Source organism: Blautia sp. BCRC 81119 (assembly GCF_003184505.1).
Taxonomy (GTDB): domain Bacteria; phylum Bacillota; class Clostridia; order Lachnospirales; family Lachnospiraceae; genus Blautia_A; species Blautia_A fusiformis.
Genome location: NZ_QJHD01000008.1, coordinates 13326 through 37206, shown reverse-complemented (window position 1 = coordinate 37206; position 23881 = coordinate 13326). Strand labels below are relative to the sequence as shown.

Sequence of the window (23881 nt, the reverse complement as noted above, 5' to 3'; positions counted from 1 at the left end):
TCCCCCTCATTTCCTGATCTTAATGTAATTCCTCTTCGCAGCGATCCAATACAGCTGCAATAACCTGATCCATGTCATAGTATTTATATTCACCAAGACGTCCGCCAAAAATCACACTTGTCTCAGCTTCTGCCAGCTTTTTATACTCTGCGTAAAGAGCTCCGTTCTTTTCATCATTAACCGGATAATAAGGCTCATCCCCAGGTTTCCATTCAGAACTGAACTCCCGGCTGATCACTGTTTTGGGAAGATCATTGCCTTCCTCATCCTTACCAAATTCAAACCACTTATGCTCAATGATACGCGTCCATGGAGTTTCCCGATCCGTATAATTCACAGCTGCATTTCCCTGGAAATTTGATTTATCCAAAGTTTCTGTTTCAAAACGCACAGAACGATATTCCAGTGTGCCAAGCTTATAATCAAAATATGCATCAATCGGACCTGTGTAAACTACTTTTTCAGCCAATGCATCTAATTCATCTTTATTTTCCAGATAATCTGTATTCAAACGAACCTCAATACCCTCCAGAAGATTTGCTACCATCTTCGTGTAACCACCAACTGGAATCCCCTGATACAAAGCATTGAAATAGTTATTATCAAATGTCAGACGAACAGGCAGACGTTTAATGATAAAAGAAGGAAGATCCTTACAATCACGTCCCCACTGTTTCTCTGTATAACCCTTAATCAGCTTTTCATAAATATCACGTCCAACCAGTGAAATTGCCTGCTCTTCCAGATTCTTTGGTTCTGTAATTCCAGCTTCTTTTCTCTGCTCCTCAATCTTCGCTGCAGCTTCCTCCGGTGTTACCACACCCCACATTTTATTAAATGTATACATATTAAAAGGAAGACTGTAAAGCTCCCCTTTATAATTAGCGACCGGGCTGTTTGTAAACCTGTTGAACTCTGCAAACTGAGTGATATAATTCCATACTTTCTTGTTGTTAGTATGGAAAATATGTGCTCCATATTTATGTACGTTAATACCTTCTGTTTTCTCTGTGTAAACATTTCCAGCAATATTCGGTCGCTTGTCTACTACAAGAACTGTCTTTCCTAATTTTTTTGCTTCGTGTGCGAAGATTGCTCCGTATAAGCCGGAACCTACTACTAAATAATCGTACTTCATTTTTCTTTCACCTTTACATCCTTTCTTTTAACCAAAAATTTTTCTTTCAAAAAAATTGTAAATTTCTCTAAATATCTTCAGCCATGAAACACTATATTTATCTATAATTCTCATATAACTTTTCTCAAATAGATTCTTTCTTACTAAATCAACCATTGTGCATATAATATAAACAATAGCAACTACTCCAATAGAATAAGGAATGATCATAATAGAATCCTGATACCTGTAATTTTTGAATAAGCTCATCCACAAAAAAGATCTGACAATTTTATTATCATGAATCAGGTACACTCCAAATGTTGCAGATGCAGTTATATTTATCCATTTATGATAATTCATTTTCCATCTTGTGAACGCTAAAAACAATGTCAAAGATACCAGCAATATAGGTAGTTTTTCTTGTCCATAAAGATACGTTTCATGCGTAGCAAATATATTCCATTTTTTACCAATTACTATGAATATAACCCCACATAAATATGTTAATAAAGAAAATAAAAAACACAATTTAAAATAATGTTTTGATGTAAATTCAATCCGGAATTTATATTTTTTCTCATATCCAGCAATTGCATATAAAGTCACAAACCATAAAAATGAATTTCCCTGATATTCCGAATTAATAAATGTTGGAATTATGGACCAGCATACAATAAGTAAAATCAATAATTTCTGATACGATTCTTTTTTCAGATTATTTAAAAATTCATTTAAAAATGGATGTATCAATAATAAAACAAAATATGTACTTGCAAACCACCATGATGAAAATGTAATTGGAAAACACATTTTTATCAATGACTGCATTCCAAAATTTTTCATATCTACTATTACAGATATGAAAAAAATTACAAACGAATAAAAAAACACTTGTCCCCAAAACTTTAAGATTCTTCTTATATAACTGAATACTGATGTTTTCCGATCAATTAAAAAATATCCAGAAATTAATACAAATATATTTACGCCAATTTTCCCCCCACCGTAAATAAAATTATACCAAAAATGAGAAATCGTAACTGAATTTGTCTGCCATTTAAATCCACCATGAAAAGCAAAATGATGAAATACAATTAATATCATGGATATTATTCGTAATAACTCTATTGACGAATTACGATTTTGAATTCTATCAATAACATTTTTATTTGACATATTTCAATGTCCCTTCTTTTTGTCATTTTTCAACAAATAAATATTTTTCTATAATAATGAACTGTTGGGATTTTATAATTTTTTATTGTTTTCTTTTTAATTTTATCATTTCCAATATTTCTAATATCATTTCTTCTTTAAGTATCAACAATGTAATTCCATAAACTCCAAAGAATAATATTGCTGATATTACTAACATGGCAAAATCCCCCCAACCTAATCCTTTTATCCACAAAGATGCCAAGCTTGCCAAAACTAAAGCTATCGTAATTTTTATAAAATGAATCTGCTTAAATGAATCATGCACTTCATTTTTCAATGTCATATACTGGACAATAAAAACTGCAAGCTCCGCAACCAATGTACCTATTGCAGCTCCTGTTGACGCATAAACTGGAATCAATAATGCATTGATAATGACATCCACGACAGCACCAACAATCTCAGAATATAATACAATTTTCTCTCGTCCTGTTGGTACAAGTATCTGAATTCCAAGTATATTTGTAATACCAATTAATAAAAGAGTTGGCATAATCACCTGCATTGGTATAATAGAGCCAACATAATTATTACCTGACAAAAAGAAAATGCCTTCTTTTGCAAAATAAATAAAATATACAAACAAAGGTGTTGCCATTAAAAAGACAAAATTCAATGCCTTTCTTGTAATTCTATGAAACTCTTTCAATTCTCCTCTTTGTATATAATAAGATGCTCTAGGCAACAATACTGTTCCTAATGATGTTACAACACTCACAAGGATCACTTTAATTTTTACTGCTGCATTATAATATCCCACATCTGTATCTGTTGTCATAAATCCCAACATTACCGTATCAAGATTTGTATATATTGTTGTTGCACATGACATAGCAAAGAATATCAATACTGGTTTTAGGTGTCGCCTAAAATTGTAATTTCCAACAAGCTTCAGATTTATAAATTTATGTACATTAATCAAATTTAAAATATTCGATGCAGAAGCTGCAAAAATTGTTATTCCACCATAAATAACATAGTCCGTCTGTTTATGTACGAGAAAGAACATAAAAATCAGTGCGATAAATTTGAAAATAACTGATCGTACTGTGATATAAGTATACTGTTCCAAGGCTTTATATAACCATTCCATGCCGATAGATGTCAAAATAATGTTAAAACTCAATATTACATACAATTCTTTTTCACATCTAAATTTAGGTACATAAAACAACAATATAATCAATACCATATAAGAAATCATACTCATGATTATATTAATAATCAAAAGTTCCTGTGCTACCTTGGAAAGTTTCTCACGATTATCCCTAACTTTTGCACACGCACGAATTCCATATGTAGGAATACCTAATTGAGCAAACATAGAAAAATATGTAATAACAGATGTTGCCATCGACACTTTTCCTGTTCCAACTGGCAATAAAACTCTTGATACATACGGAAAAGTTATCAATGGAAAAATGAAAGAAGACATTGTCAGAATTATATTCATAATAAAATTTAGTTTTATTGATTTCTTTTTCATTTATTTTTTCTACTCTCTTAATTATAAGATTTTCGTACTTACTCTATATTCCCTCAATCTTCATCTGTTCAATCATTCTCTTATATGCATCCTCTAAGCCTATTTCTGGTGTCCACCCTAAAGCTTGTAATTTATCAGAATTTAACTTCATTTTCGTATCTTCTGCATAACCAAATACATTATCTTTAGGAATATCGTATATTACTTTAATTTTCCCATTTGAAATTTTATCCGCAACCATATGCGCCATTTCTGCAATTGTAGTATGTGATTTTGGATTTGCCACATTATATGCTTCACCATTTTCTCCGCAAAGTAAAATTATAAATAATCCTAAAACACAATCTCGAGTATAACAATAATTTCCTTCCGATAATCCTCTCGTATGCAATACTATATCTCTTCCTGAGATTACGCTTTTAGCAAATTGAGCAAATACACGATTCTCCCCTGGCAAAATTCCTGCGCCAAACGTTTGCGCTAACCTGGCAATCTTGACTTTAACTCCGTATTCTCTCATATATGCAACACACATATTTTCGCATAACCGCTTACTTTCAGGATAATTACTACGTACTTTCAATGGATTAATGTAACCAATCTTATCTTCTGTTATCTCTGTATCAGAATTATTAAATGTTCCATACATTTCCATTGATGAAATATATACCATTGATTTACATTCATTTTTACGAGCAAGTTCTAAAATATTTTTTGTACCCTCTATTGCTGTAGATAATGTCTCTACTGGTTTTTCAATCATTAATTTAGATGTTGTTACAGCAGCACAATGAAAAATCCAGTCAACTTTTTTATTAACATTAATAGGAAATGTGATATCACCAACAATAAGCTCAATATTGTCCAACTCATGTCTACTATATAATTTATTTGCTTTTTCAATATTTCTCACTAATGCAATAATATGAATACCTTCTACTGCTATAAGCGCTCTTACTATTGAAGCTCCGATAAGCCCAGTTGCTCCAGTTACCAGAACAGTGGTTTCCTTCAGTTGCTCATACTGTAACGGATATTTTGCGATATATTGCAAATCATCCTCTAGCGGTCCTTTTCTCATCCAGCATCTCCTTTAATTTATTTTTCTTTATAAGCTTTTTATTATCCTTATTCAAGCCCATATATTTGCTCATTTTCTTTTGCTTCAAGAATAGCTCGCATAGTATAAAAATCTTCTGGTGTTGTAATTTTAATATTTTCTCCTGGTCCATCAATCAGATAAAGATCATATCCATATCTTTGCATCATTGTGCAAGAATCAATACAATTCTTTTCACCTTCTGAAAGTGCTTTTTCATGAGCTTTCAAAATATCATCTAGCCAAAAACTTTGTGGAGCTTTGGCAACTCTTGAATTATTCCGACTTGGGACATAATCAATTGTTGCTGTTCCCTCATTAACAACAAGTATTGTCTCTTTTACTTTAGCTGTTGTGATTGCAGAACCATATTTAATCACCGATTGAATATTGTCACTAATTACTTTCTCATTAATCAATGGTCTAACGCCATCATGAATTAAAACAATGCTTTTTTCATCTTTTGCAATCTGTTTTGCAGATTTAAGACCATTGTATATGGATAATTGACCTGTTTCCCCTCCAGGAACTACAGATTTTACTTTTTCAATACGAAATTTATAAAGAAGTTTATTTAAATATGGAATCCAATCTTTTATACACACAACCACAATCGCATCTATCATAGAATGGTTTTCAAAATATTCCAATGTATGTATTATTATTGGTTTATTATACATTTCAAGAAACTGTTTCGGTCGATCTTTACTATGCATACGGCTTCCAACACCTCCAGCAAAAATCACTGCAATATTCATCCCTTGAACCTCCTAGTCTCTAGCTCGTGTTAATCAAATTTAATTATCTCTTGATTATTTGTCCATTTTTTATGTTCTAATTTGTTCCCATTGGTATTACTGTTTTCTTTTGCCTTTTGAATTTAAGTTTAATCCCATGTCTATACTCCAATGCAACTCCTTTATCAATCAACACCTTATATAATATAAATGTGACTAACAAGTGCTTCACAAAACCTATTGATGCTACCGTTTCGTAAAATCTGTCTGAAAAAATCAACATAATTAAATCATTAAATAAATATGCATATATTATTATTGTAAAAGGTTTATTGTTATATATTTTTCTATAAGCGCAACTAAAATATAAAGCAATTATTGCCATAAGCGGTACAATACCATCATAACCAAAATCATAATAAAACTGATAAAAAGTTGTATATACATTACCAGTATTTAAGCCATTATGTTTTAAAAATGGAAGATCTAATTGATATAAATATTGACTTATTCCATATTTTCCTCCCAAATATGTATAAATATTACGAAACACCTGACTTCCCCACAATTCAGGTGTATGACGAGTTCCTTGTAAATACGTATCCAAATTTTGTATTGGAGCTCCAATATATACATAAATTGATTCCAGAATTAGATTTAAAGTGCTATTCTCACCCGTACGATTCAAAAGCATATTGATTCCGATAAGTAATAAAATTATTCCAAAAATAATACCTACAATTTTAAATAATAACTTTGTAAAATTTCGACGTTTATTAAGTCCAAAACATATTACCGTTATTATCAAAATTGCAGTTATCATCCTAAATAATGCAGTTCTACCACCCGATAACATCTGATCAAATGCATAAATTCCCAAATATATTATCTGTATAATTTCTATTTTTTTCTTTACGGCTAAATTATTAATTAAAATATAAAGCAATACATATGCATATGCAGTTATCCAAACACTACCATGTCTATATATAAAAGATGCAGAGACTGCCTTTTCAATAAAATTATTATAATTGAACAGTGTAATGACATGATACTTGCCGGCTATATCAAAAATTGATGAAGTACTATACCCAAACGCTGCTACAACATCTTTTATATATTTAGCATGATAAAACACTACTAGAAATTCCAAAATAAGAAATACTAGTTGAATCAAATAATTTATAGAAATATAATTTCTGGAATGTTGTTCTCCATAATTTCGAACATCAACTCTTTTCATGTAAAAAAAAGCACTAACAATTCCAAATGCAATCATTCCTAAAGCAATTACTAAAATAGTATTCAAATGAATTTCTACCTTGTACATCCTTGCAAAAAAAAGGCACAAAAATTCTGCAATTAAAAACATTTCACAAAAAACGCAAAATGGAGAAAAAATATCTGCATGAGTAATTAAATACCCAAACATTAAAAATACAATTGTTACTAAAATAAGTACTATAAGATTAAACATTTTCACCTGTTCCTCATATATTAGAAGTTCAATATAACTTCACAAATATTATATACTTTGTTTCATTGCACTTTTTAAGAAATATCCTCTTCTTAATTTCCCACCAATTTTGCACGCATTAGCTTTTAATGTTTCATATTCTTCATCGAGCATATTGTCTATTATGTTTCTAATTTCATCTGTTGACTTTATTGTTATTCCACAATGATTTTTCTTAATAAAATTTGCTAGTGCAGCTTCTTCCCATATAATTACAGGAATTCCAGCTGCCAAATACATTGATGTCTTATGCGGATTATTAATTTTAAGATAATCTCCATAAACTCCAGTACAAGTAGCACTGCTGTCTCCATCCCAGACCAAGCCAAAACTACCTTGTAGATTATAAATTAATTCTTCTGGATTAAATGCCCCAACATAATTTGTATTTGAAGAAGCTTTTTCTCGTTCAAAATTAATCCCATATAAATTAAAGTTACAATTTTCCGGTAAATTATATATATATCCAGCCTTGTGTTTACTCAATGCTCCCGCTATGATAACTGGACCTTTTCTGCTTAAGTTTCTCTTTTCTAATAATTCTTCATTATAATTCTCAACTAAATAATCAAATATTCCTAATATATCCATTTTATCTTTATGTATTTTCCATTTTTCATGCATAAATGACTTCATTTTTTCATTATGCACAATGATTTTACTGCAATTCTTAAATGAACTAATTTCTTCAAATCTCATTCTAATTTTTCGAGATAATGGAACATCATTTCTTAATGTAAAACGAATTGCCTCAACGTCATGTATGATTATTGAAGTATGTATTCCTCTTTTTTCCAAATTTTTTATAAGTAATGAAAACAACATTGTATGTTCTAACAATGGAAACTGAATATATATCCAATCATTTTTTTTTATTTTTTTTAATGCATTCTTCCATAACATATAAACATCATAATGTGCTTTTATTTTTCCTAATCTTGTTTTGTTTTCACGTCCTTCTATCAGGCATGGAATCTCAATTTTTTTTAAATTATTCCACTTAAAAATAGTTTCTACATCTTGTCTGGCTTTAACTCCAGCTGTTTTTTGTATCAACTTATGTTTATCGGTTTCCACAACATAATAATTCATTTATTATATCCGCCTTTCCCTCAATCATCCCTCAATATAAGCATCAAACTCATGATTTATCCGCTTACTTTCTGGCGGAAGTTGCATATAGTCTCCATATATTTGTGTCAAATAAAACTTCCAACATGCTGGCGCATGAAATTTTTTCCCACAAAATTCCACATCATTATATGGTAAGTATTCTTTCTTTTTCATTCTTTCATTAGGACCCAAACTCCAAGCAACTCCACCAATATACTCTTGTTTGTCAAAATCATACCGATGAGCCAGTTTATCTAATTTTCTCCCAATTCTTTCTGGGGTATACATTCGTAAAAAAAGAATCATCGGTATTTTAACTATACTTCGTACAAAGCCTTTTCCTTTTCCTATAGTTGCACTGCACCGATTAATCCATTTTTTTAATGGTTCCGCTTTACTCAACAATATATCACTTTCTTCCTTATCATCTGGAAGACCATCCATCGGAAAAATATCAATCCACAAATGTTGATCAACATTTGAATATTCATTTTTTACATAGGTTCTTGTATCAATAATTTTGGCAAATGGCCAAAAACTGTTTCCCATCTGTAGACTGATTAATTTATAATATGGTCGAATATTTTCTTTTCTTAATAAATCATGTAATTTATCAAAATCCGGACGTGGCATTAATAAATCAACATCATCATCCCATGGAATAAACCCTTTATGGCGTACTGCTCCTAACAAAGTTCCTCCCGATAAATAATATCTCAGCCCATTCTGATCACAGAATGCCGCAAACTCACATAATATATTCAAAATATACTTTTTAACTTCCGTATTATCTAACTTTCTCATACTTTACAGAGATGAAACACCATTCTCCTATCTCACAGTCCTTTCTTTAATCTTATAGTATCTCTCTACTCAAACATTACTTGTAAAGTTCTAAAAATTCATTTACTGTATCTTTTATGCTGAACTTTTCTTTTTTTAAAAAATAATATGCACATTTTCTATCATCTGTTCTTTTTCTAAACTTTAAAATTACATCCACCCATTTTGCCGCAGTATTAAGTTTTATATCCAAAAATTCAACACTATCTGTTAATTTTGCACTTCTATCTATCTGATCCGATAAAATAACCGGTAGACCTGATGCCTGAGCTTCCACTCCTACAATTGGTAATCCCTCAAAATGTGATGGTAACAGAAAAACATCCATTGCCATAAATAATTCTTGAACCTTATTAGTCGTACCGTAGAAAATCACCATATCATCTAATTGTTCTTTTCTTATTTTTTCTTTAAAATCTTGTTCATCTGGTCCCTCACCTATTAGCAATAATTTTGCTTTAATATTCCTTTTTCTTATTTCCTTTAATATTTCTATGAAATATTCATGATTTTTTTGATAACAAAATCTACCAACATGTCCTAATAATATTTCATCTTTTATTCCCAATTTATTACGGATTTGGTATCTCACAGCTGCATCAAATCGAAATTTATCTAAATCAACTCCATTATTAACGATAACTATTTTTTCTGATTCAACATTTGGAAACATCCATTTTGCGGCGACTTCTGAACACGCAACATAATCTGTTGCAATGTATTTCAAAAATCTTCTACAAAACTTATGAATATATTTTTTTACTTTTCTATGTTTTCCATCTACTCCAGCTGCATGTGAATGTAAAATTACCTTTTTAGCGCCAGAATATTTCGCTGCTAATCCTGAAGTGAATAATTTATTTGCAACATCTGCATGAATATGCACATATTCATAGTTATTATTCTTTATAAGTTTTCTTAAGTTACTATAACATTTAATCTGTTTTAACAATTTATTTCCATCATATCCGACATAAAATACTTGTGTTCCTCTTTCATTAAACAATTCAATATTTTTAGTATTTGCAAAATGCTCTATTGCAGCTATGTCAATCTTAATGCTTCTATCAAAATTATTTGTTATCACATTCTTAACAAGTCCGTAAACACCACCCATATTTAAATCATCGACGTTAACTTCTAAAACCATTTTATTATTCATTATGAATGAATCAACCTCTCAAATCTGTTCTTTCTGCCTATTAATACTGATTTCACTCTTGCTTTTCGTGCTCCTAAAAAATCAGCCTTTATACTATCTCCAATATGTATCATTTCATAAGCATTTATTTTTTTATCTTGTATTACCTTTTTAAAAAGTATTCCTGAAATCTTATTTACCCCATATTCGTTTGAAACATATATCTTTTCGTAATCTAATATATTACAAGCTTTCAACATTTTCTGAATCACCTCAGAAGGCAGATACATATCTGAAATTATTAATATATGTTTTTTCTTTTTCACACATGCTTGATATAACGGTGCTATATTTTCTTTTCTATGGCAATGTTTTATTTCTTGCTGTATTTCTTCTTTTCTTAATTGCTCTATTACATCCTCTTCATATAATCCTCTTAATTTTTCATATATTTGATCTAATGTAATTTCCTTATGATTATTCTCTTCTCTTGCTTCAAATTCTGCTTTCTTTCTTAAAATACGAAATTTTTCAGCGTTCTCTTTTCCAAGAATACATTTTCCAACCAAAACAAATATATCTGATGGTCTATTTACATCTCTTTCAATTAATGTATCAAATACATCAAAACTAACGTATTGATAATGACGTATTATATATCTATATACTAATTTATTCATCTCCGAATCCAACTGTAAATATAGAAATATGGAAATGGTATTTTAAAAACTGATTTCATAAAGCCAGTTTTCCAAACACTATTGCTTAATGCTCGTAACAATTCCTTAGGTTTATATTCCAGTAATCCTTTCTGACTAACATAATATTCCTTTATTCCATCCGTATTATAAAAAAATGAAAACAATTCTACATCTTTTAACGATGGATATTTTCCAAATTTAATCAATGGCATAGCTAACTCGATATTATTACTTATATCGATATTATTATTTTTGATTTTTTTTATAAAATTTATAGCTCCTTTTTGCCATTCTCTAATACAGCGAACACAATCCACCTTATCAAAATACTCATACGTGTTACATACAGGAATAATTCTATCTTCTCTTTCTGTATAGCCATATGTTGATCCTTCTGTACTTTGAAAAAGCTTTTCAAGAACCCCAAAAAAACAAAGCAAACTTTTTCTCAATTTAGGATTTTGACTATTGTATATATATCCATCAACACTTCCACTTAGTAAAACATTTGGCATAATTCCAACATAATATCCATGCATGTTTACATTCAACTCGTTTAACGAGCAGAATTTTTCAAGATAATATTGCATTGAACCATGCCATCCGATATCTACAATTGCACAATCCCCATAAAAGTTGATTTGATTCAAATATTTTAATAAATATTCTTTTTGTTTTCTTGATTTTTGTTTTATTTCTTTTTCCAGTCTTTTATAAATATTTTTTATCTCAACATTTTTATCTAAGGTTGTATATTGAAATTCCTTCAAAAGATTCCATTTATTTTCACGTGCAATCTCTTCTCTTTCTTCTTTTGAATATCCATAATATTCTAATATTTTTCCCAAGGAAATATATTTTTCTATACTTAAATATTGTATTGATTCTTTATAGTCATCACATTTATACAGCAACGCTTGTCGTATACTTTTTCTTGAAAAATATACATATTCTATTTCAATATCATCAGGTGCAAAAATCTCATATGACTTTTGCATCATATATCCATCTCTTGAAAAAAAATACACTTTCTTTATTTTTTCATCTTGTAGTTTTGAATATAGCCATTTTGTAAATCCTAAAAGAAATGGACCGAAATATTTCCATCCAAACTGATAATATGAAGATTCTTTTTTTATTGATGGATCATTCAACACTTTATTAATATCATCATTTTTAATAGTATTTCTCATCAAAAGCTACCCTCGTACCTCTTCCCAGCAAATTTAGCCTTAATAAAAGCACTTCCCTTTTTCCACCAATTAATCTTTTCCATATGCTGGTAAGGCAACTCTTTAATCTCATTTTTCTTAATTTTCCCAAGTTTAATCTCACCATCAAGCCACACATTAAATATTATCTCGCTTACTCTTCCATAAAATCGCCCCTGAAATGCTGATAATTCCTGTGGATCGATGCGTTTTTCTAACTCGAAGAGAATATCAAATAACCATTCACAATAATCATTCAGATATCTTTTTTGCATGATCATCATATTGAACATATATCCGTAAGTGTGTTTTACAACTTCATCATAACTTTTCAGATAGTCGGGATATTTTTCAGCGATTATCTCTCTGGTGATATCTAATTGAGATGCATAATGTGTATGTTCATAATGGGAATATAAGGTTTCTATATAATACTTTCTTTTTTTAGGTACAAAAATTTTATATTTTTCCAACATTGGGCGCAACTCATTATACGTAAGAACACCTTCAAATGGTGCCTTGGTTTTCTTTCCAAAATGGCGTCTGTAATGTGCCAATCCTGTATAATCCGTGTCAAGATTTTTCCACGCCCAATATAAGCCTGTAAGCTCACAATACGCAGCGTTTTTGTTTGAAATGTTTTCTCCTGTATTATCTTTTTGATACCCTAAATCCAGCGGATTTCCATTCTGATCTGTTTTTCCCTCTGCACCAACATGCAGTGGAAGATACATTGCATCTTGAGGCATTTCATATTTTTTATGTGTTGCTACTATAATTTTTACTGTAGGCGTATTCTTCGTCATTTCAATATTTCCTTACATGCTTTCTCTCTTTTTTCTATTCATCCTCCATATGCAAGTTTTTATTTTTCATAACTTCGAATACACTCCCCAACTCAAAAGCCGGCACATTCTTCGCCGTGCCCATCCCTTCTTCAGGCGCACACACGACAGGCGGTATTCAACCCGACGGTGTTTATCACTGATATACACCGTGTTTTGCTTTCGCTTTCTTTTTGTCAGCACGGCAAAGCCGATGCACTGACTTTATGACATCTGTTTTCTGACATGCCATAAGGTCAATCCACCTGCTCGCTTTTCATACTGATATTCTGTTTCCTTTGTTCTTCCCTTCATGCTCTGCGTCCAAACTGTGTCAGGCACTTTTTCCCGAGATTTCTCACAGCATTCAGATACCGATTCGTCTGGTGTCCGTTGGCACAGCAGCATAGTTCTGTTCTGGTGTCAGTCCGAATGATTTCTGCACCACACTTTGCACAAATTTTGCTGATGCCGGTGGCGTGGACTTCGATAACAATGATTCCGTTTTTCCAGGCTTTGTAGTCCAGGTACTGGCGGATCCTGGTGCTTAAGTGGAGCGGGCCCCAGTTTCCTGAGCCTTTCATGACGTTTCTGGAATATTCCTGGTTATAACGTGGAAGTACGATCACAGAAACGTCCTGCTCTACGGCAAAACGTAAGATCTGGCTTGTGACCTGGTGTCCATAGTGTTCAGAAAGATGTTTCAGATGCATCCAGTATTTCTGATCAACTCTGCCTGTCTGTCTGCCTCCGGTTGCTTCCTGGGACTTCTGGATCTTTTCCAGAAGCTTTCTGCAATGGTGGCTGTATTCCTTTCCGCCTTTCCAGAACTTCACTGCAATCTCCTGACCGGTTCCGTCCAGAACAACGCCTACCGCAAAGGCATCACTGTTTGTAAACTGAATACAGAGTATCCTGCATCCTGCCTGCATCCTCTGACGTACGGTTGCTGTATTTTCATTGTTCTGACGTACTGGAACATGCAGCATGTCATATTTGTATTCAAAAACTACGGATGGGGACATGAGTCTGGCGTTTTCCGGAAAGTCTCTGCCTGACAGCCGGCAATGCATCCAGGTCCATGTGTCTCCTGTCCAGACACGCAACGTGATCTTTTTAGCGGAAAAATCCTGATACATTCCTTTGTAATAAGTAACTGCTGCATTTAGTTTCTCTGCTCTGCCAATCTTCTCATCCTGGACAAAATGGCTGATATAGCTTTTGGCTGAAGCAATTCCTTCATTGGCTGCTGCTCTTCGAAAATACAGTGGAACCTTTTGCCAGGGGAGGGGATCTGATGGTATGCGTCCGCCTCGTCCCGGAATGCTCATGATCTCCAGCTCGCGTAAAGTCTGCTGGCTTCCCATTTCCCAGAGATCCGTATGATCCAGAAGCAGGTTGTAATAAAATTCAGCGATCCGGTTATAAAATTCCTGTGTGGTCCGCAGCCATTCCGGATGTCTGCACCAGAGATGCAGTCGCCAGGTTGTGATGCTGTAGCCGCTTTTTCCGGTGTTTTCTTTTTTGCCGGTTTCCGGTTCTTTCATTTTGGTTCTCCGTTTTTTGCAAAGAAAAATCATTATAATATAACTTATCTAAATTATTATTTTTGTCACTTATCATTTCCATAAGCGACAGGTGATTTTCTCTCAAATTGCATAGTTTTTGAATCTTAATCAATGATAGCATTGCACACTGTCACTGCCAAGATACGAAAAATGCACCACTTTCGACCAAAAATGCAGGTTTTTTCGGTTGATTTTTTTTATATACGACAAATTTTCCTTTTTTTCGCTTATTAGTGGTCACAAAAATGGTCAGACTTTTGCTATAATAGTGCGAAAAGGAGACTACGATTATGCCTAGAAAAGGGGAAAATATCAGAAAAAGAAAAGATGGCCGATGGGAAGCACGCTATGAAAAATGTCGTGACCAGAATGGACGTATCCAGTACGGATATCTGTATGGTCGTACATACGAGGCTGTAAAAAAGAAAAAGCTGGCTGTTTTATGTCAGAATAATCTTCAAAACTCTCCGGGAAAGTGTTATGTATTTCGAAACCTCAGTGAAGAATGGATGTTATCCATGCGTTATGCTGTAAAGCTCAGCACCTATGCCTGCTACGAAACACTTCTTGATACACATATCCTTCCGGAATTTGGTGATACGCCGCTGAGATACATCTCTTCTGCTTCTGTATATACCTTCTCTGAAAAGCTGAAACAGCAGGGGCTTTCGCCACGTACCATCAAAAATCTTCTGATCCTGTTCCACAGTATTTTACGCTATGGTGAAAAACAGGGGTATTTGAATCTTTCACAGCTTGAATTTCGGTATCCCAAAATAAATACCAGTCCTTTTCAGCTTATTTCTCATGAACATCTCACAAAGCTGATCACAGTTCTCTCTGCTGAGGACTCAGAATTTCCCATCGGCATCCTGCTATGTATTTATACAGGGATCCGCGTTGGCGAGCTCAGCGGTATCCGGTGGGAAGATATTGATTTTGATAAAAAGCTGCTACATATAAGGCGAACGATCTCACGGATAAAAAATCTTGATTATTCTGGTGAATCTGATGACGAACCCAAAACCGTTTTAATGATAGATCCTCCTAAATCAGTCTCATCCATCAGGGATATTCCAATCCCTGATTTTTTATTGAAAAAAATGAAGCGGATTGCTGCTGAACCTGATTCATACCTGCTGACGGGTACGAATCGTAAATGTATGGAGCCCAGAAATATACAGCGTAAATTCCAGAAGCTCCTTCAGCAATGTGAAATCCCCAGTATCAACATTCATTCTCTCCGGCATGCTTTTGCCACCCGTTGTACGGAAATGGGATTTGACAGCAAGACACTTTCTGAAATTCTGGGACATTCGTCCGTCAAGATCACCATGGATATTTATGTGCACAGCAGCATAAAACAAAAGCAGAAGTGCATGGAAAAGCTGAACTATTAGCAGTCAGAATTATGGTCAAAGCAGGCCGGAAGTCCTCATTTATACGGGTTTCCGGCCTGTTTGTCGCTTATGGAAATGATAAGCGACTTTTTTACCCTCAAAAAAGCAACACGGCAGACACCCCTTCGGGGCTGTCTGCCGTGTTTTATATCGCTTTTATGTTTTTATGTAATTAAGCTTTCTGTTCCTTAAGCCTCATATCCATTAGGGTTCTGGCTCTGCCATCTCCAGGAGTCTGCACACATCTCGCGGATTCCGTTCTCTGCCTTCCAGCCAAGCTCTTTCTCAGCTTTGGTTGCATCGGAGTAGCAGGTTGCGATGTCGCCTGGGCGGCGTGGTTTGATCACATATGGGATCTTAACGCCGGTAGCTGCCTCAAAGTTCTTAACAATATCAAGAACACTGTAGCCTTTTCCGGTTCCAAGGTTGTAGATGCTTAATCCGGAATTGTCTTCCAGCTTCTTAAGGGCTTTTACATGGCCCTTGGCAAGGTCTACTACGTGGATGTAGTCACGGACACCTGTTCCATCCGGTGTATCGTAATCGTTTCCGAATACGCCAAGCTCTTTCAGCTTGCCTACTGCTACCTGTGTGATATATGGCATCAGGTTGTTCGGGATACCATTTGGATTCTCACCGATGGTTCCGCTCTTATGAGCACCGATCGGGTTGAAGTAACGAAGAAGAACTACGTTCCACTCCGGGTCTGCCTTCTGGATGTCTGTAAGGATCTGCTCCAGCATGGATTTGGTCCAGCCATATGGGTTGGTACACTGTCCCTTCGGGCACTCCTCGGTGATCGGGATCATTGCCGGATCTCCGTATACGGTTGCTGAGGAAGAGAAAATAATATTTTTAACATTATGTTTTCTCATCACGTCTACAAGAGTAAGGGTTCCTGCGATATTGTTCTCATAATACTCCCACGGCTTGGCAACAGATTCACCAACTGCTTTCAGTCCTGCAAAATGAATACAGGAGTCGATCTCTTCTTTGTCAAAAACTTCATTTAATGCTTCGCGGTCCAGGATATCTGCTTTATAGAATTTCACCGGTTTGCCTGTGATCTTGGATACTCTGTCCAGAGCCTTCTCACTGGAATTGCATAAATTGTCAACTACTACAACATCATATCCTGCGCTCTGCAGCTCTACAACGGTATGACTTCCAATGTATCCTGCTCCACCTGTTACTAAAATTGCCATAGTTTTTCTCCTCCTCTATTGGATCTAACTGTTCCTGTTTATTTTAGCACTGTTCCTTTGTTTCCACAATAGCAGAAAACCAGGTTTACTACCTAATCCCAGAGTCCCTGCGGATAAAGTCCCTGATCCTTCAGATTCTGGATCGCAGCTACCACTACCGGTTTGTCCTCTTTATAGGTCACTCCGTACCATTTATCCTGTGTGGTAAGGACCCTGACTGCTGCCTTTTTTTCCTGGAGGAGCTCGTCAACTACAAACGGAAGGAAATATTCGCATTTCAGAGGATTTTTCGGAATGCTCTTTTCAAGGAATACCGGGAAACGTTTTACCAGCTCTTTCATAAATCCGCCGGTGAATCCCCACATGTTCATGGACACCGGAGTCTCTCCCGGGAGACTTGTCCAGGTTTTTCCATCGTCCTCTGTGTAGGCGGCTCCGCCGTCACGTTTCTCAATGTGTGTTCGCTCATTGATATCTGCAAGATATCCATTTTCATCTGTCTCACAGACACCTCTGGAAACGTAGCCGTTGTCTGTCAGGGTATTCTCAAGACGGTAGCCTACCATCATATACTGGGCAGGTACGGTGTCCTCCTGGGCCTGGATCAGGAAATCATACGCCATCTTAAAGGCATGGGTTCCATAATAATCATCTGCATTGATCACTACAAACGGTCCGTCGATCTCTCCGGCACAGCTTAATACCGCATGTCCGGTTCCCCATGGCTTCACACGGCCTTCCGGAACCTGGAAGCCTTCCGGGATGTTGTTGAGATCCTGATGCACATAAACGATCTCCACCTTGTCACTTAAGCGGTCGCCGATGGCATCGCGGAAATCCTGTTCATTCTCTTTTTTTATGATGAATATCACTTTCTTAAAGCCTGCACGTACGGCATCATAAATGGAAAAATCCATGATGATATGACCTTCCTGATCTACAGGATCGATCTGTTTCAGTCCGCCGTAGCGGCTTCCCATTCCTGCTGCCATTACTACCAGAACCGGCTCTTTCATAATTTTGTTCCTCCTGATTTTTAGAAATACAGGGATTTTTTCCCATACATAGTTTAAGCCGGTCAGATTCTCATCCGACCGGCCTTTGAACCTTTTTTTATTATACTACACTTCACCGTGAAATCCTACTGATTATTTTCAGTTTATTTTCGGTCAGAAGTATTCTCCGGGAAAACGATCTCCATCCTGGTTCCAACTCCCTGTTCACTTTCCACATTGATCTGTGCATGATGAAGCGTTGCTCCATGCTTCACAATGGAAAGCCCCAGACCTGTTCCGCCGGTCTGTCTGGAATGGCTTTTGTCTACCCGGTAAAAGCGCTCAAAGATCCTTCCCTGTTCACTTTTCGGGATTCCGATCCCGTCATCTGCCACACAGTAGAACGGATGCCCTTTCCGGTTGCCTACCATGATCCGTACATGACCATTCTGTTCTGTATAGCGAACTGCATTGTCTGCAATATTAAAAAGCATCTCATAGAGTACATGGCGGACGCCCTGGATCTTCTCTGCACTTCCGGCAAGCTCAAGGGAAATATTTTTCTTTCCGGCAGGATGTCTGAGATTATTTCTTACGTCTTCCGCAAGCTCATAAAGATCCACCTCTTCAAAAGGAACCTCACTGTTGCTTTCATCCAGTCTGGAAAGCTGGATGATATCCGCTACCAGATTGGAAAGTCTTATTGATTCATGGTAGATCCTTCCGGAAAATTCCTGTATATGATCTGCCGGAACCATGCCGTTCATCATAAGCTCCGCATAACCGGAAATGGACATCAGCGGGGTCTTCAGCTCATGGGAAACATTTGCAGAGAATTCCTTCCGGATCTCCTCTGCCTCCTTCAGTTCTTTTACCTGCTGCCGGATCTGTCGGTTCTGTTCATCCACCCGCACAAGAAGGGGACGCAGTTCCTCATAGCACACATTGTTCAGCGGATGCTCCAGATCCAGCTCGTTGACCGGACGGATCAGCTCTCTGGTCTGTCTCTGTGCAAAAACAAACTCCAGGATCAGTACCAGGAGCATCAGAAGTCCCAGCACAGCAAGACTTGAGATCCATGTGGAATATATGGAGTCTACGGTTTTTCCTACACGGAGCACGTTTCCGTCATCCAGCTTCACCGCATAATAAAAGGTCTTTTTTGCAAAGGTTTCTGAATAACGGATGCTTTCGCTTTTTCCATTTTTTTCTGCCTGTATAAATTCCGGACGATCACTGTGATTTGCCAGTTTTTTCGGAGAGGTCTCAGAATCGTAGAGAACGGTTCCGTCTTTACGGATGAGAGTCACACGACTTGATGATACTGTCCGAAGCTTTTTTGTGAGAAAGGAATCTCCATACTCATCCATGGCAAGGCAGATATACTGCGCTTCCTCACGGACTCCACGCTGCATGTATGTGTTTAATTTATTGTAGGTGATCACACTTGCTGCCAGAAACGTGACAAGAACAGCAAAAATGATCATAATGCTTGTATGATGCAGAATTTTCTTTTTCATACATGATCTCCGATCCGGTATCCCACGCCACGCACTGTCTCGATCAGATTTCCGGCTTCCCCCAGCTTTTGTCGGAGAGTCCGTACATGAACATCTACAGTCCTTGTTTCTCCGTCAAAATCATAGCCCCACACATGGCACAGGATCTGGTTTCTGGACATGACCAGTCCTTTGTTCTCCATAAGATATTCCAGAAGCTCGAATTCCTTTCTGGTCAGCTCCTTCACCTCACCCTGATAGCTGACTTCGTGACGGGACACATTGACACGAAGACCCTTACAGTGCAGTTCCCTCTCTTCGCTCTGCCTTGCGCAGCGCCGAAGGACCGCTTTGACCCTGGCTACAAATTCCATCATCCCGAAGGGCTTGGTGATGTAATCATCTGCGCCGCCCTCCAGACCTTTTACCTTGTCAAACTCCGCTTCTTTGGCTGTGACCATGATCACCGGGATATCCCGGGTCCTGGTGTCACTTTTCAGTCGTTTCAAAATATTATACCCATCTTCACCCGGGAGCATGATATCCAGCAGGATCAGTTCCGGCATATTTTTTTTCATGGCTGTGTCAAGTTCTGCCCCGGTTTCAAAACCTTCTGCCTCAAAGCCTGTTGTCTCCAGGGTATAGACAAGAAGCTCTCTGATATTTCTCTCATCTTCCACACAGTAGATCATTCTATATCCTCTCTGTTCGTTTTTTGCCGTTGGCACTTCATAATCGTCTGGTCTTTTTTGTTCCATGCCTTCAGTATAACTGCTTTCTTTTTACTGCACAAGCCCTGGCCGTCTGCTGATACAGATAACCAGGGCATAGCATTTCGATATCTTTTTATTGGCTGCCTGCCGCTGCCATCTGGGCTGCCGCCTGCTCATCCTTTATTTCCGGAAGCTGATACTGATTCCGGATCACCTCCAGCGCACGGTAGAAGGTTTCGTCCGGCCCATGTTTGATCTGCTTCAGGTGCTGATGTGTATCAAAAGCATCTTCATGAACCTGTGTCACACAAACACCGATATTGGAACAGTGATCTGCCACACGCTCCAGGCTGGTAGTCACATCGGACAGGATGAATCCCATTTCAATGGTACATTCTCCGGCGCGAAGTCTCTGGATATGCCGGTACTTCAGTTCCTTGCTGAGTTCATCGATCACTTCCTCCAGTGGCTCAATCTCTCTCGCAAGCTGCACATCCTGATTTTCGTAAACTTTGTAAGCAATATCTACAATGTCTTCCACCGCATGCTCCATGACACGTAACTCTTCCAGCGCCTTATCCGAAAACTTCAGGCCTTTTTTATAAAGCTCCTGTGCGGATTCCATGATGTTCACACCGTGATCGGAAATCCTCTCGAAATCACCGATACAGTGGAGCATGATGGAAACACTGTGACTGTCATGAACGGAAAGATCCTTCTGGTTCAGTTTTACAAGATAGGTTCCAAGTTCATCCTCATAACGGTCTACCTTTTTCTCTGCTTCTTCCACCAGAGTCTTTCCTTCTGCGCTGAAATTCTTCAGAAGGTCCAGGGCGGTAAACAGAGTTCTGTGAGAATCCTCTGCCATTTTTTTCGCTGCATTCCTGCTCTGCTCAACTGCAAATGCAGGTTTCTCCAGAAAACGGCTTTCCAGGATCATGAAATCCGGATCTGCTGCCACCTTCTCCTCCTCTTCCTTCCTGTCGCGAATAGTAAGACAGGCAAGCTTCTCCAGAGCCTTTCCAAACGGAAGAAGGACAAGAGTTGCCGTGATATTGAAGGCACTGTGCAGGATCGCGATCCCGGCCGGAGTCGCTGCCTGTGCCATAAATGAAAAATGTACTGCTGCATTTATCGCATAAAATACTGCCATGAACAGCATGGTTCCGATCAGATTGAAATACAGATGGACCATAGCCGCACGTTTTGCGTTTTTGCTGGCTCCGATGGCTGAAAGGATCGCAGTGATACAGGTACCGATATTCTGTCCCATGATAATAGGAAGTGCTGCACTGAACGGTACCATTCCGGTAAGGCACAGTGCCTGGAGGATACCAACCGATGCGGAGGACGACTGGATGATCGCTGTCAGCACTGCTCCGGCCACAACTCCAAGGATCGGATTGGAGAATTTCACCAGCATTCCAGTAAACTCCGGTACCTCTGCAAGAGGTTCCACAGCTCCGCTCATGGCATTCATTCCATACATCAGGATCGCAAAGCCTACAAAGATCGCTCCCACGTCCTTTTTCTTCTGGCTTTTTGTAAACATGATCAGAACCACGCCGATCAGTGCCAGTATCGGTGAAAATGACGTCGGCTTAAAAAGCCGGATAATAAAGTTATCACTCTGGATACCTGTAAGACTTAAGATCCATGAGGTTACGGTAGTACCGATATTGGCACCCATGATGATCCCCACAACCTGGGACAGCTTCATGATTCCCGAGTTTACAAAACCAACAACCATAACGGTAGTTGCCGAGGATGACTGGATCACTGCAGTCACACCCATTCCAAGAAGAACGGCTCTGATGGGATTGGAGGTAAGTGTCTCCAGGATCCGCTCAAGCTTTCCGCCTGCAACCTTCGCAAGCCCGTCTCCCATTAAGTTCATTCCATAAAGGAAAATAGCAAGGCCGCCAAGCAATGCCAGTACGCTGAAAAAGTCCATAATACTCTCCTTCACTTTCTCTTTTTGATATGTTTGATTTCCTTTTTTCTCATTTCAACGATTTTCATAATAGCGGCCTATTGTAAAATTTTCCCCACTGGAATGTAAAATCTGTGTAAAAAAATAAAACAGAGGATCCTGTTACGGGAAACCGATTTCCCGTCAGGATCTCTCTGTCCTATATATCGTACAGTGATTTTTATCCTTATGATGTGTTTTGTGCTGCGGATATTCTCATTCCGCTGAGCTGCATGCTCATGAGCAGAGCTGCCCTGCGATCTGTGATCAGAATCCGCGGATCTCCTCATCCTCAGATCCGGTCTTGTCGATGGATTTTATTACAAGGTAATAGCTATAATCATCATTGACCTTTACTTCCACCCGGTCTCCTACACGATGACCGCGCAGTGCCTTGCCGATAGGCGATTCAATACTGATACGGTTTTCCATGGAATTTCCGCGGATGGAAGTAACCAGCTTGTACTTCTCCACCTCATTATCTTCTTCAAAAAGAACTTCCACGATATCGTCCATTCCCACTTCGTCAGATCTGGAAGCATCGGATACAATGGATGCCGTCTTCAGCATCCTCTCCAGATAACGGATGCGGCTCTCGTTCTGATTCTTATGCTTCTTGGCTGCATAATACTCAAAGTTCTCACTTAAGTCTCCCTGGGCACGTGCCTCCTTGACCGCCTCAATGGCTTCCTTACGTACTACCAGTTTACGGTGTTCGATCTCCTGCTCTATTTTTTCAACATCCTTGCGGGTAAGCTGTTCTCTCATTTCTCTGGCATCTCCTTTTCTTTATAACATTCAGACTGATCCTGGATCTGTTCTCCACTTCCTGTGAAGCTTCTGTCACAGATACAGGATTTCTGGAAGGTTACCGGAAATACCATAGCAGATACGCTCTGCTTTGTCAAACAGCGCATACCTGTTCTTCGGCTTCCTCCTGCTGGTGTACTCGCTGTTCAATATAATCTGCCATATGTTCTTTGGGGATATCCAGTAACATGGAAAATTCAGAATAGAGATGATCCTCTGCAAGCTTCAGATACCGCTCGTCTGTAGCGGTTGTTTTTTTGCCATGAGATAATCTGGCCTGTTTTCTGACGTAGATCGTCTTGATGATCCGAAGAAGATCTCTGCATTCACAGGTACGGATGCATTTCTTGTAGCTATCCTCCCGGAATTTCTCATTCTCAATACTCAGTGTCTCAATGGATGGGATCTCATCGATAAGCCTCTCCGCTTCTTCCCTCGTAATGATTCCGCGAAGCACCTGCTTTCCACCTTCCACCGGTGTAAATATCTTCCCATCTGTTTCTCCTCCGGGCCTCAGTACATAATAAAGCTTCTCGCCGGAGGAACCATCCACCCTCATTGTGGTAACTCCTGTTACCTGGCAGATGCCGGTACGACCATACACAACATATTCGCCTGTTTCAAACATTTTTCCACTTCCTTTCATTTTTTTACTTTTCTTTTGTTATCCTGGCGCTTATTGTGCTCTAATGAAAGCTCCCTGCCAGGTT

At 37.3% G+C, this 23881-nt stretch carries 22 protein-coding genes; 1 reads left to right on the top strand and 21 read right to left on the bottom strand.

Annotated features, from left to right (window positions below; genetic code table 11):
• Window positions 1-19: 19 nt before the first annotated feature.
• From glf to DMI82_RS06475, 13 genes are all read right to left on the bottom strand, one after another.
• On the bottom strand, window positions 20-1138 hold the full coding sequence (gene glf, locus DMI82_RS06535; RefSeq protein WP_110102875.1) for a UDP-galactopyranose mutase: 1119 nt from the start codon (window positions 1136-1138) through the stop codon (window positions 20-22).
• 27 nt (window positions 1139-1165) lie between these two features.
• Complete coding sequence (locus DMI82_RS06530) at window positions 1166-2296, bottom strand: acyltransferase (RefSeq protein ID WP_110102874.1); 1131 nt, start codon at window positions 2294-2296, stop codon at window positions 1166-1168.
• A gap of 82 nt (window positions 2297-2378) precedes the next feature.
• A complete protein-coding gene (locus DMI82_RS06525; protein ID WP_110102873.1) occupies window positions 2379-3824 on the bottom strand; it encodes a flippase in 1446 nt (481 codons plus the stop codon).
• Between the two features lie 43 nt (window positions 3825-3867).
• The gene (locus tag DMI82_RS06520; protein ID WP_110102872.1) at window positions 3868-4905 is read right to left on the bottom strand and encodes an NAD-dependent epimerase/dehydratase family protein; all 1038 of its coding nucleotides are present in this window, start codon (window positions 4903-4905) and stop codon (window positions 3868-3870) included.
• 47 nt (window positions 4906-4952) lie between these two features.
• Window positions 4953-5681 carry an IspD/TarI family cytidylyltransferase gene (locus tag DMI82_RS06515; protein ID WP_092068630.1) on the bottom strand — a complete coding sequence of 243 codons (729 nt, stop codon included), beginning with the start codon at window positions 5679-5681 and terminating at the stop codon, window positions 4953-4955.
• Window positions 5682-5757: 76 nt separating this feature from the next.
• Complete coding sequence (locus DMI82_RS06510; RefSeq protein ID WP_110102871.1) at window positions 5758-7137, bottom strand: O-antigen polymerase; 1380 nt, start codon at window positions 7135-7137, stop codon at window positions 5758-5760.
• Window positions 7138-7185: 48 nt separating this feature from the next.
• Window positions 7186-8268, bottom strand: a complete 1083-nt coding sequence (locus tag DMI82_RS06505; protein ID WP_092068636.1) for a hypothetical protein — start codon at window positions 8266-8268, stop codon at window positions 7186-7188.
• A gap of 24 nt (window positions 8269-8292) precedes the next feature.
• Window positions 8293-9093: a LicD family protein gene (locus DMI82_RS06500; protein ID WP_110102870.1), complete on the bottom strand. Its 801-nt coding sequence runs from the start codon at window positions 9091-9093 to the stop codon at window positions 8293-8295.
• Window positions 9094-9169: 76 nt separating this feature from the next.
• Entirely contained in the window at window positions 9170-10294 is a 1125-nt protein-coding gene (locus DMI82_RS06495; RefSeq protein ID WP_242981818.1) for a glycosyltransferase, read from the bottom strand.
• Entirely contained in the window at window positions 10294-10953 is a 660-nt protein-coding gene (locus DMI82_RS06490) for an HAD hydrolase-like protein (protein WP_110102869.1), read from the bottom strand. Before DMI82_RS06490 ends, DMI82_RS06495 begins: the two co-directional genes overlap by 1 nt.
• Complete coding sequence (locus DMI82_RS06485) at window positions 10950-12167, bottom strand: hypothetical protein (protein WP_110102868.1); 1218 nt, start codon at window positions 12165-12167, stop codon at window positions 10950-10952. Before DMI82_RS06485 ends, DMI82_RS06490 begins: the two co-directional genes overlap by 4 nt.
• Window positions 12167-12991 carry a DUF4422 domain-containing protein gene (locus DMI82_RS06480; protein WP_110102867.1) on the bottom strand — a complete coding sequence of 275 codons (825 nt, stop codon included), beginning with the start codon at window positions 12989-12991 and terminating at the stop codon, window positions 12167-12169. The genes DMI82_RS06485 and DMI82_RS06480 overlap by 1 nt, the downstream gene beginning before the upstream one ends.
• Window positions 12992-13320: 329 nt before the next feature.
• Window positions 13321-14556: a zinc ribbon domain-containing protein gene (locus DMI82_RS06475; RefSeq protein WP_158526433.1), complete on the bottom strand. Its 1236-nt coding sequence runs from the start codon at window positions 14554-14556 to the stop codon at window positions 13321-13323.
• Window positions 14557-14867: 311 nt separating this feature from the next.
• Between DMI82_RS06475 and DMI82_RS06470 the strand changes: the two genes are divergently transcribed.
• Window positions 14868-15977, top strand: a complete 1110-nt coding sequence (locus tag DMI82_RS06470; RefSeq protein ID WP_110102865.1) for a tyrosine-type recombinase/integrase — start codon at window positions 14868-14870, stop codon at window positions 15975-15977.
• 188 nt (window positions 15978-16165) lie between these two features.
• Here DMI82_RS06470 and galE read toward each other — a convergent pair whose 3' ends face one another.
• From galE to DMI82_RS06435, 8 genes are all read right to left on the bottom strand, one after another.
• Window positions 16166-17182 (bottom strand): UDP-glucose 4-epimerase GalE, encoded by a 1017-nt coding sequence (gene galE, locus DMI82_RS06465; RefSeq protein WP_015527335.1) that lies wholly within the window; start codon window positions 17180-17182, stop codon window positions 16166-16168.
• Window positions 17183-17274: 92 nt separating this feature from the next.
• Window positions 17275-18198: a sugar phosphate nucleotidyltransferase gene (locus DMI82_RS06460; protein ID WP_110102864.1), complete on the bottom strand. Its 924-nt coding sequence runs from the start codon at window positions 18196-18198 to the stop codon at window positions 17275-17277.
• 143 nt (window positions 18199-18341) lie between these two features.
• Window positions 18342-19697 (bottom strand): sensor histidine kinase, encoded by a 1356-nt coding sequence (locus DMI82_RS06455; protein ID WP_110102863.1) that lies wholly within the window; start codon window positions 19695-19697, stop codon window positions 18342-18344.
• Window positions 19694-20368 (bottom strand): winged helix-turn-helix domain-containing protein, encoded by a 675-nt coding sequence (locus tag DMI82_RS06450; RefSeq protein ID WP_044961949.1) that lies wholly within the window; start codon window positions 20366-20368, stop codon window positions 19694-19696. The genes DMI82_RS06455 and DMI82_RS06450 overlap by 4 nt, the downstream gene beginning before the upstream one ends.
• Window positions 20369-20522: 154 nt before the next feature.
• A complete protein-coding gene (locus DMI82_RS06445; protein ID WP_110102862.1) occupies window positions 20523-22343 on the bottom strand; it encodes a Na/Pi cotransporter family protein in 1821 nt (606 codons plus the stop codon).
• A gap of 285 nt (window positions 22344-22628) precedes the next feature.
• On the bottom strand, window positions 22629-23129 hold the full coding sequence (gene greA / locus DMI82_RS06440; RefSeq protein ID WP_015527340.1) for a transcription elongation factor GreA: 501 nt from the start codon (window positions 23127-23129) through the stop codon (window positions 22629-22631).
• On the bottom strand, window positions 23126-23269 hold the full coding sequence (locus DMI82_RS19725; protein ID WP_158526432.1) for a hypothetical protein: 144 nt from the start codon (window positions 23267-23269) through the stop codon (window positions 23126-23128). The genes greA and DMI82_RS19725 overlap by 4 nt, the downstream gene beginning before the upstream one ends.
• The gene (locus DMI82_RS06435; RefSeq protein ID WP_110102861.1) at window positions 23266-23799 is read right to left on the bottom strand and encodes a CarD family transcriptional regulator; all 534 of its coding nucleotides are present in this window, start codon (window positions 23797-23799) and stop codon (window positions 23266-23268) included. Before DMI82_RS06435 ends, DMI82_RS19725 begins: the two co-directional genes overlap by 4 nt.
• Window positions 23800-23881: the final 82 nt, after the last annotated feature.